The organism is Bacillus sp. ISL-77 (assembly GCF_018613105.1).
Window position 1 is genome coordinate 1 of sequence record NZ_JAGGQY010000099.1, and the last position, 10,770, is coordinate 10,770.

Sequence of the window (10,770 nt, forward strand, 5' to 3'; positions counted from 1 at the left end):
CCCACGTGTTACTCACCCGTCCGCCGCTAATCAACAGGAGCAAGCTCCTATTGATTCGCTCGACTTGCATGTATTAGGCACGCCGCCAGCGTTCGTCCTGAGCCAGGATCAAACTCTCCAAGAAAGTTGATTAGCTCATTTTGTTACGTTGGCTCATGTTCTCTATATTAATAGAAGAAACACGATATTTTTTGTTTGTTGACGTTTTTGTTTGTTTAGTTTTCAAAGAACAATCTATCATGTCAGAAGCGACATTTATTATTATATCGAATCTCTATTAATATGTCAATATAATATTTTAATTTTTTTGTTCTCACTTTCAACGAATTTGACAGCCGTTAAAAGCAACTTCCTTATAATAGCACCTTCGATTTACTTATGCAACAGAAAGTTTTTCTTTTTTTTAATGGACTGTTCATTTCCTCAAAACTTTTTTGAGATAACACCCCCTTGCTTTTGAAGTAATCGCTCGTCCGCCGAAACTGGAATCGATAACGTGTGCTTAAACTCAAGGACTGTACGCAGGGCACTTCTTTCCAATAAGGTAAATTCCGCTGGTATCCCTTTTGTTGTGATGGCGGAATAACCCTTCGCTTCCTTGAACATATATTCGTTCCCGACATCGCCTGTGTCTTCGTATATACCGAGACGCTGGAAGGCCTCACCGGTTTTTTTATCCGTTACATCATACGTGCCATCTTCATGGAACAGTAAATGCACAAATTCATTTTCCATTTCCAAGTCGTTAACAGGGGCTTTTACCTGTTGTTGCACCAACGAGTGAACTTCCGGAACAAGATAATAGGTCTTGTAACCGAAGGATGGAATCTCCTCTGCATAGAATGATAGAGTTGCCCGCTTCGCAAAAAACGGCTGGCGGAACTTGTCGTCTGGCAGATCATAACCGAATTCGACAGCCGGGCTTACGAGTTGAAATTCGACTGTCTGGCCTTGATCATCAACCAGCTTGTAGGCCGGCATTTCTTTATCCTTCAAATAGGCAGGAATTTCTTCAAAATGCATTTGTGAAAAATACACTTTTTCAAGATCGACTAATTTTGTCACCACTTCGTTTTTGTTCCATCCCGTTGTATTCATGACAACAAGCGGAATTCCCCTATCCGGTGTTTTGGATGTATCAACCGTAAGAGCAAGTTCTGCAGCTTGTTCTTGTACAAATACCTCTCCCATTTGTGAAACTCTTTCAAATCTCGTGACCATTTCACGGTGGACCTCATCGACACTGCAGCCGCAAATACTGTCATGTGGGTGATTTTTCAAAAGGGATTTCCACATAAAGCGAATATATTCGCGCGGGTGAGTTCCGTTTGCTAAATAACCAAAAGCCGCTAAAGGCTCCGCTATTTTTTCCAAAAGAGTTTGACAGCGGTTATTCCATTGCTTTAAGTAAATACGGGCAGAAGCCGTATTGACGAGAGTGGACCATCCGTCTGTCCGCTGGTTGCGCAATTCCCCTTCAATGACTTGCAACTTCTCTGGAAGTACCTTTTTTAAAGCGTCTGTATATTCGTCAAAACTTGAATGCTTAAATGTATAATCGGAATAAAGGGCGGATGCGGTTTCGATTGCCTCAGGAATCGTTTTTTGCAGCGGCTGGTGATCACAGCCATTAATAAACAATAATTGATTCATGGACGCATATTTTTCGGCATCTAGGAGCTTTTGATTCCAGAAGACTCTTGCTTCTTTCTCATCCACCGGGATTTCATTTCCGTTTGAATACCAATTGGAAGTAATAGCGGTGTTTCTCAAAGGGTAAATACCACTCCCTGTCCCAGTGGGAATGAGATATAATATGGGCTGTCTTCTTCATGAGACTTCCCCTCCTACACTTTTGATTTACGCAATAAGTAAACGCTGTCATTTATGAATGTGTACTATTACTAATAACAATAAAAGTCCACCCCTTCAAGTAGCAATAGAATGGGCGTAAGTCATTTAGATATTCCAGTGGATATAAAATTATTCCATTGAAAAGGGGTCAGGTCCCCACTACAATAATGCTTAACGTTGTGGGGGCCGGACCCCTTTTTTCCCCCATGGCCAGCTAATAATGGCATGACGGTATAATACTATTAAAAACCAGTCACAAGACTGACTCAGTTAGCCTTTCCAGATACCTCATTTAGTAAAACATTTACTTATATAATTTACGCTAACTTAGATATATACTCGTAATTTTTCTTTGTATATGCATATCCTTCCAAAATCACACGTGCTGTTCGTACTACCTTAATTGCGGTAATATTTCCTGCAATTAAATCAACCTTTGTTTCCATGATTCCAGCAGGATGTGCTAATCGGATAACTTCTTGTTTTACATTAATAGTATCGGATAAGATTGTATCATTTAAAAATGCACCTGCAGTTGTACAGATCGCACCTGTAATCGCAAGTGCTTGATGTGGTTTTTGCATAGACATCATTCTTATTGTACAGTCCATATTTTCAGTTTTTCTCTCCACTCCTGTTACATCAATATAATCCATAGGAGGAGCAATAATCGTTAATTTAGGAACAGCAGGTGATTTTTTTGTTGCTTCTTCTTTCGGAGCAAATTGGCACATTTCGGCTGCAATCGATCTGATTTCTTCTAATTCAGTTAGTTTTTCTGGTGTAAATTCATGAGGAAGTTCAGTCCCTTTAAGGCCAACATCATGTGCATGAATAAAAACTAATGGATTAGCAACATCGATTATCGATACATTTATCGGACCTCTAGGTGTTTGAATGACATCAATAGAGTTTCCGGTTGGAAATAGTTTTCCTGTTACTGCACCTTCAGCATTAGTGAATGATAGATAGATAGGAGAACCTGTTCCTGGAACACCTGGAATTGAACACATTCCATCTGTTTTTACTTGACCGTTCTCAACCTCTACCTCAGAAATGATTACTTTTTGAGTATTTGTATTAAAGATTCTAACAGTTGTAATTGGCTCAATTGCTGGTACTAGACCTTGTTCAATTGCATATGGACCTACCGCAGAAGAAATATTTCCGCAGTTTCCTTTGAAATCAACCAATTGATTTTCAATACTAACTTGTGCGAAGGTGTATTCTACGTCAATACCTTCAAAACCCGACTTTTTGATAATTGCTGCTTTACTCGTTAATGAATTGGCCCCACCAAGTCCGTCAATTTGTCTGCTATCTGGACTTCCCATTATATCCAACATAAATTCATCCCAAAGCGAACGATCTGATGGCATATCATCAAAATTAAAAAACACACCTTTGCTAGTTCCTCCACGCATCACAACAACAGGCACTTTCATCTAAAAAACCCCTTTTCTTATTCACTTTTCAAAAAGTATCGGTGCTTTTAAAAATATAGTAAGTTATGTGATATCATAAGTAAAATAGATATTTTATTAGAAAAATACAAAAAAAAACTTATAATCAGTTGATTGGGGATGAACTTATGGATGAAAAAGACTGGAATGCGATTCGAATTTTATATCAAGAGAAAAATATTAGCCGTGCATCAGAACGTTTATATATCTCCCAACCGGCATTAACTTACAGACTTAAAAATTTAGAAACGGAGTTTGGAACAAGATTATTTTTTAGAATAAAAGGAGGCATTGAGTTTACTTCAGAAGGCTTGCATTTAGTAGAGTATGCTGAAGAAATGATCAAAAAGCTGCAATCAACAAAAGACAATATGATCAATATGCAAGATGAGGTAAGAGGAACGTTAAGAATTGGAGTTTCAAGTAACTTTGCACAATATAAGTTACCAAGGATATTAAAAAAGTTTTCAACTAAATTCCCAAATGTACAATTTAACATCAATACAGGTTGGAGTACCGATATTTTAAATCTTCTTAATACCGATACTGTGCAATTAGGCATACTACGTGGAGATTACGAATGGTATGGAAAAAAAGCATTATTACATAAAGAAAAGCTATGTTTAATTTCTAAAAAGGAAATAAATATGGCGAATTTACCTAAACTTCCATTAATTAATTACAAAACAGATAGTTCTCTAAAATCTTCTATTAATGGCTGGTGGCATGACCGATACTCAGAACCACCGTTTATTATGATGGAAACGGACCGACTAGAAACATGTAAAGAAATGGTCAAAAACGATCTGGGTATTGCGATCGTACCTCAAATTTGTCTAGAACCTTTAGATAACCTACAAATCTACGAACTATCCTATAAGGATGGTGAACCAGTTTATAGATATACATGGTTAATGTATAATCAGGATTCATTAAAGCTTTCTACTGTAAAAAGTTTCATAGATTTTTTAAATGAACATTCAAATTCTTTAACAAAAAATAGCTAATTTAGAGAGGAATGAGAAATATTCCTCTTTTTATTATATGGATTATAAGTTTTTTTTTAGAAATTAGATAAAAATTATATATTTTACTTATTTATACGTGTGTTATATTGTAAAACTAAGAAATATTTCTTGAAACAGTTTTCTCAATATTTGCAGTAATCAAATTTTAGTTATTTGTAAGCGATTTCTTTTATAGGAGGGGATTCATATTCTTACTTTTTTAGGAATTTCAATGGTTGTCTTATTTACTTATCTGATTATGGCAAAAAAATTATCTCCAGTTACAGCACTTGTCATTGTACCAATAGTTTTTGCAGTAATTGGTGGATTTGGTTTAGAGCTCGGTGGTATGATGCTAGATGGTTTAAAAGAGGTTGCTCCTTCAGCTGCCTTACTCCTGTTTGCGATTTTATTTTTCGGAATTTTAATTGATGCAGGCTTATTTGATCCATTAATCAATAACATGATGAAATTTGTTAAGGGTGATCCAGTTAAAATCGCGATCGGAACCGCAATTATTGCTATGACAGTAGCATTAGATGGCGATGGAACGACAACTCACATGATTACCATTTCTGCTATGTTAGCGCTTTATCTTCGAATTGGTATGAATCCTCTTATTCTCGCAACTATTTCTTTACTCTCTGTCAGTATCATGAGTGGGATGACGCCTTGGGGAGGACCAGCTACAAGAGCCGTTGCTTCTTTAGGCCTTGATTCGAATGAATTTTTCCTCCCACTATTACCTACAATGTTATCAGGAATGGGATGTATTCTTTTTATCGCTTTTGTTCTTGGAAAAAAGGAAAGAGCAAGAATTGGTGTGATCAATGTTGAGGAAATTCCACAACAATCATTACAATTAAGTGAAGCAGCTGCCGCTTATGCCCTACAAGAGGATATTAAGCGCCCTAAATTAAGATGGGTAAACTTTATTTTAACAATAGCGATCATGGTAGTTTTGGTCATGGGGTTAATTTCAGCTCCAATCTTATTTCTAATTGGATTTGTACTCGCGGCCATGATTAACTATCCAAATTTTGAGCAGCAAAAAGAACGTATTTTGTCACACTCAGGAAATGCTTTAACAGTTGTTATTCTAGTGTTTGCTGCCGGTATCTTCTCAGGAATTTTTTCTGGAACAAAAATGGTAGATGCTATTTCACATGCATTAGTATCAATCATTCCAGAATCTGTAGGTTCCTTCTTCCCACTTGTCGTTGCCCTAACTAGCATGCCATTTACTTTCGTATTATCCAACGACGCTTATTACTTTGGAGTTTTACCAATTCTAGCGGAAGCAGGAGCGGCCTATGGGGTAAGTCCTTTAGAAATTGCAAGAGCATCTGTATTAGGGCAACCTGTACATTTTCTAAGCCCACTTGTAGCATCCACTCTTTTATTAGTAGGAATGGTGAAAACAGATATCGGAGAATTTCAACGTTATGCGTTTAAATGGACTCTTCTTTGTTCTTTAGTCATTATTGCTGTTGCCTTTTTAACAAGTGCAATCAGCTAATACTTCATTTCATTGTTAGATCTCCAATAGATCCGATAATAAAAATAGAGCCTCCCAAATTAGTTACGAAACCGATTCGGGAAGGCTCTATTTTTTATCAATATATTAAACAATAAAAGATATTTTCTAACGCTCTTTATCATCATTTACCCTAATTTTAGTAATTACTTTTACAATTGTTTTTGCAACATTCATAACCGTATATAAGCGGGTGTCATTTAAAAATTGAGAAGTTGGTAAAGGATCTATATAATTCACAAACCCAACGAAATGGTAATCTCCTACTTCTGGGAGCATCTTTTCAAGGGCTTTCCCAGGAGTTAAAGGTCCTTCTTTAAACATCACATGACCAACTTGTTCTTTAGTACCGATGGAGGCATCGATACTAATAACTAACGGCTTTTTAAATTGTTTATTGATCTCCTTCAATATTCCTTTTAAGTTAAATGCATGTACAGGTTCTTCCAATGTTCCATAAACACGAAAAGGAACTTGGCGTTCTTTTAGCATCGTTCCTACTAATGGACCTAATGAATCACCCACATATCGGTCCGAACCTATGCATAAAAAGACAATATCGTGAACCTCTGGTGATGATTGGTGAATTATTTCACTTATATTAAATGCTAATAATTCACTATCTTTTTCTTCCGTTTTTTCATTTGATTTTACATAATATGAAATGGCTTCTTCATTCTTTTTTTCTTTTTCATAATAAAAAGGACACACGACCATCACCCTTAAATTTATTTTCCGGCACATAGCTGATAAAATCATTATACCCTAAAACCTATGCGGATAGATTAGTGTGAGATTTCTTTTTGACTTCTAGGTATTTTAAAAATCGAAAAAAAGGAGGAAGGGTAATACAGACAGTGACGACCCTGAGCACTTGTACCGCTACGACAAATGTAGCGTCACCATTCAAAACGAGAGCTGTTGTTGTCATCTCTGCAATTCCACCAGGTGCAAATGCTAAACCTGCAGTCAGAAATGATATATTAGTAAAAATTGATACAAAGTACGCACAGATAAACACAGTTATAATTAAGCCGATTGTCCCTAAAAATGAAATGATCAAAGTTCGGTTTAATCCAATAAACATATTTTTATTAAAACGCGAGCCAATGCTTGCCCCAATAAAAATTTGCGATATGATGATTAAACTATGAGGCCACCAAGCTACAAGATCAAATCCAATAAGTACAGATCCAGAGGATTTAACTGCCGCAACACTAATCATCCCTCCAATCAGCCATGGAGCTGGAAACTTCAAAAATTTCCCGATATGATAGCCAATCCACGCTATAAACACAAATAAAATGGTCAAAGCAAGTTGCGCTCCTTCAAATGTTGATGATGATTCTGTCGCCGCAACTGCATGGTGATAGTCAGAATGACCGAACAAGAAAGAGATCATGACAGGGGTCGTAATAATAACTAAAAATACACGCATTGCCTGAATAATACTTACAACACCAGTATTTGCGCCAACTTCTTCTGCAATACCAGGGATTGAGGAAAGCCCGCCAGGTGCAGTAGCAAAAAAACTTGTTAACATATCCAATTTACTGAACTTCCATAAAACAATACCTGATAGTAAAGAAAAAAGGATTGACAAAAGAAGCATGATGATAATCGTTGACCAATTTTCTCTAAAAATGGATAGAACGGAAGTATTCACTTTCTGGCCTAACTCAATTCCTAAGATACATTGTCCAATGTATAACCAATATTTTGGAATTCCATTTTGAGTATAGAGTAAATGCAAAAAATTCGGACGAAATATAGAAAGAAAAGCTGCCGTGAGGAGTGTCCCAATCATCCATCCAATCGGGAGTTCTGTTAACGAGAGGGAAAATCCACCTATCCCACTTACTATTACAAACCAAACAAATTGAAAAAAATGTTTATGTTTTTCCATTCAGGATCCTTCTTTCATTAAGATGAATTGATTTTGTCATCTTTGCTTTTTAAACCAAATATAGTATAATTTTAGAAATAATTAAAATATTAAAATATTATCATTATCCATAAATAATATTAATGGTAGAAATGGTGGTTATAAGTTTGGATGAACGAGATTGGCTGGTGTTACAAACCCTCTATAAAGAAAAAAACATTACAAAGGCTGCTCAACATTTGTATATTTCTCAACCAGCTTTGACAAACCGCTTACAGCAATTAGAAAAGGAATTTGGGATAACAATTGTCAATCGAGGCAGACGTGGAGTTCAATTTACCCCACAAGGAGAGTATTTAGCGAAAAGTGCGCATGAAATGCTTCTAAACATACAAAAAATTAAGGAAAATGTTCTTAATATGGAGGACAATGTAGCAGGAACATTAAGATTAGGTGTCTCTACCTTTTTTACTGATTACATGCTTCCTAACCTATTAAAGCTATTCAAAGAACGTTATCCTACTATTGAATTCAAAGTAACGACTGGCTTTAGCAGTCACATCGCCCATTTAATTTACAATCAAGATGTCCATATTGGTATTGTTAAAGGAGATTTCAGCTGGAAAGATCACAAACATTTATTATTTGAAGAGACCATTTGTATCGCTTCTAAAGAAAAAATAGATATACATAACCTCCCTAACTTACCAAGAATCGATTATCATACTGACCCACTGTTGAAGAATTCCATCAATAATTGGTGGTCTGAACATTTCACCCAACCACCGCTTGTCAGTATAGAAGTCGATAAAGTGGATACTTGCAAAAAAATGGTTGTTAATGGATTAGGCTATGCAATCTTGCCAAGCCTGATTTTAAATGATGTCAATGATGTTTATAAAACGGATATTACAACCATTGACGGCAACCCCATTGTCCGTAAGACATGGATGTTCTACCACAAAGATTCATTAGAATTAAACATTGTTAAGGCATTTGTTGAGTTTATGGAAAATGAATTTAAAGGGTAGAAGTTAATCATTAAAGTACAGTCTTTACATTTAATAGAAGCATCTGCCTGAGGCATGGCAGATGCTTTTTTATTATGATTTATGAAATACTTATCTTTTCTTTAGAATAATTGGCAGCTGATGTACCAGCTAATTTTCCAAAAACGGCTCCTGACATTAATCCTGACCCACCTGGATAATTTTTGTAGAAGATGCCACCGACCATTTCACCAGCAGCGAATAACCCAGCTATAGGTCTTCCTTCTTGGTTTAAGACCTCTCCTTCTGGATTTACATGTAATCCGCCAAAAGCAAAGGTAATACCACAAGTAACTGGATATGCATAAAAAGGAGCTTGGTCGATTCGTAATGCCCAGTTTGTTTTTGGTGGAGTAATTTCAACTGTTCCTTTTCCGTCCTTCACTGTTGGATTATAGTCTCCTTCTTGAACTGCTGCATTAAATTCTGTTATCGTTTTTAAAAATTGTCCTTTATCAATTGACATCATTTCTGCTAATTCTTCAAGACTATCAGCTTTATAATAAGTGGCTTCTTCTAGATTGTATTCCTTTCTAAGCATCGGACGTACTTGAGCATCAAAAAGTTGGAAAGCAGAATGACCAGGCTGTTTTAATACTTCGCGACCATATTTTGCATATGTGTAGTTCCGGAAATCCGCCCCTTCGTCTACAAATCTATTTCCCTCATTATTAATCAAAATACCAAGAGGAAATGAAGACTTTTTAAATATATCACCAGGCTTGTTAAAGTCACCAAATTTAGGAGCATTATAATCTGTCCCAATCGAGTGACAGCCATTCCACTCACCATATTTTTGCGCACCAACTGCTAAAGCCATAGTTATTCCGTCTCCAGTATTATATTCAGTCCCTCTCACAATCGCGGATTCCCATTCTTCTCCTAGATGTTCACTTCTCATTTTTTTGTTCGCTTCAAAACTACCACAGGCTAAAATTACACTAGACGTATTGATTGTAGTCACTTTCTCGATTTGTTCTATTTTAATGCCAGTAATATTTTCATTATCAGTTACTAACTCGATTGCCCGCGAATTATACCAGATATCAATCCCGATTTTTTCTGCTCTATCAAAGAGCCTTTTTATTAAACCAACGCCCTTATCTTCAGTTTTTATTGGAAGTCCACCCCAAAAATGACGTTTACCATCTTGTTCGAAGGATTGATTTTCGTAATTTAATTCAAATTTAATTCCATGATTACTTATCCATGAAAGTGTTTCATAAGATTTAGCAATAAGCTGATTTGCTAGTATAGGATCACTATTTCCGTCTGTTACTCGCATTAGATCATTATAAAAGTCAGATTGAGTGTATTCAGGCATTACGATCTTTTCTGCTTCCTCATCCGTTATATCAGGTATTATTCTTCTTATGTTTTCTAACTTATTGTAAGCAACACGAATCGCTCCATCTGTAAAAAATGAATTTCCTCCGCGCTTTTCTACTGGCCCGCGCTCTAAAGCAAGTACTTCAGCACCATTTTCCTTTGCCGCAATCGCTGCACACAAAGCTGCATTCCCTGCCCCAACTACAACTACATCATAATTTCGTTTATCCACGTTTACCCCTCCTATTAGTCATGTGTTTCCTTAACTAAATAGTACGGTATAAACAGCGATTAATAAAATACCGTTATTTGATTGTATTCCATAAATAATATTTATGGCTAGCCTTCAAAAGGATAAACAATCTGTGAGACGTACTTAGAGCCGCTTGAATAAGGCCCTAATCATCTAAAAACAAATTAGTTTCTCCACATAACAAAAAGAACAACCCAAAAATGAGTTGTTCTAAGATATGCCTGGCAACGTCCTACTCTCACAGGGACGCGTGTCCCAACTACCATCGGCGCTGAGAAGCTTAACTTCCGTGTTCGGTATGGGAACGGGTGTGACCTTCTCGCCATTGCTACCAGACTATTTTGTTGAGGTATCATTCCCTCAAAACTAGATAATGCAGAAGAAGTTTGTAAA

At 36.4% G+C, this 10,770-nt stretch carries 8 protein-coding genes and 2 rRNA genes; 3 read left to right on the top strand and 7 right to left on the bottom strand.

Annotated features, from left to right (window positions below; translation table 11 throughout):
• The 3 genes from J7E77_RS29525 to J7E77_RS29535 all read right to left on the bottom strand — a co-directional run.
• A 16S ribosomal RNA gene (locus J7E77_RS29525) occupies positions 1-124 on the bottom strand; the annotation flags it as partial.
• Between the two features lie 299 nt (positions 125-423).
• A complete protein-coding gene (locus tag J7E77_RS29530; RefSeq protein WP_214719096.1) occupies positions 424-1,773 on the bottom strand; it encodes an alpha-mannosidase in 1,350 nt (449 codons plus the stop codon).
• Between the two features lie 398 nt (positions 1,774-2,171).
• Positions 2,172-3,299, bottom strand: coding sequence for a 2-methylaconitate cis-trans isomerase PrpF family protein (locus J7E77_RS29535; RefSeq protein WP_214719098.1), 1,128 nt, complete (start codon positions 3,297-3,299; stop codon positions 2,172-2,174).
• A gap of 146 nt (positions 3,300-3,445) precedes the next feature.
• On the opposite strand from J7E77_RS29535, the gene J7E77_RS29540 reads away from it, so the two are divergent.
• Together J7E77_RS29540 and J7E77_RS29545 are read left to right on the top strand one after the other, a co-directional pair.
• Entirely contained in the window at positions 3,446-4,324 is an 879-nt protein-coding gene (locus tag J7E77_RS29540; protein WP_214719100.1) for a LysR family transcriptional regulator, read from the top strand.
• A 208-nt stretch (positions 4,325-4,532) separates the two neighbouring features.
• Positions 4,533-5,843, top strand: a complete 1,311-nt coding sequence (locus J7E77_RS29545; RefSeq protein WP_214719105.1) for a CitMHS family transporter — start codon at positions 4,533-4,535, stop codon at positions 5,841-5,843.
• Positions 5,844-5,969: 126 nt separating this feature from the next.
• Here J7E77_RS29545 and yyaC read toward each other — a convergent pair whose 3' ends face one another.
• The gene (gene yyaC, locus J7E77_RS29550) at positions 5,970-6,572 is read right to left on the bottom strand and encodes a spore protease YyaC (protein ID WP_308160847.1); all 603 of its coding nucleotides are present in this window, start codon (positions 6,570-6,572) and stop codon (positions 5,970-5,972) included.
• 61 nt (positions 6,573-6,633) lie between these two features.
• Positions 6,634-7,767, bottom strand: coding sequence for an AbrB family transcriptional regulator (locus J7E77_RS29555; RefSeq protein WP_214719102.1), 1,134 nt, complete (start codon positions 7,765-7,767; stop codon positions 6,634-6,636).
• Positions 7,768-7,913: 146 nt separating this feature from the next.
• Here J7E77_RS29555 and J7E77_RS29560 point away from each other — a divergent pair, with 146 nt between their 5' ends.
• Entirely contained in the window at positions 7,914-8,777 is an 864-nt protein-coding gene (locus tag J7E77_RS29560; protein ID WP_214719104.1) for a LysR family transcriptional regulator, read from the top strand.
• 79 nt (positions 8,778-8,856) lie between these two features.
• Here the strand turns inward: J7E77_RS29560 and tcuA are convergent, their stop codons facing one another.
• Both tcuA and rrf read right to left on the bottom strand, forming a co-directional pair.
• Positions 8,857-10,371: an FAD-dependent tricarballylate dehydrogenase TcuA gene (tcuA, locus tag J7E77_RS29565; RefSeq protein ID WP_214719107.1), complete on the bottom strand. Its 1,515-nt coding sequence runs from the start codon at positions 10,369-10,371 to the stop codon at positions 8,857-8,859.
• A gap of 225 nt (positions 10,372-10,596) precedes the next feature.
• A 5S ribosomal RNA gene (gene rrf / locus J7E77_RS29570) occupies positions 10,597-10,713 on the bottom strand.
• Positions 10,714-10,770: the final 57 nt, after the last annotated feature.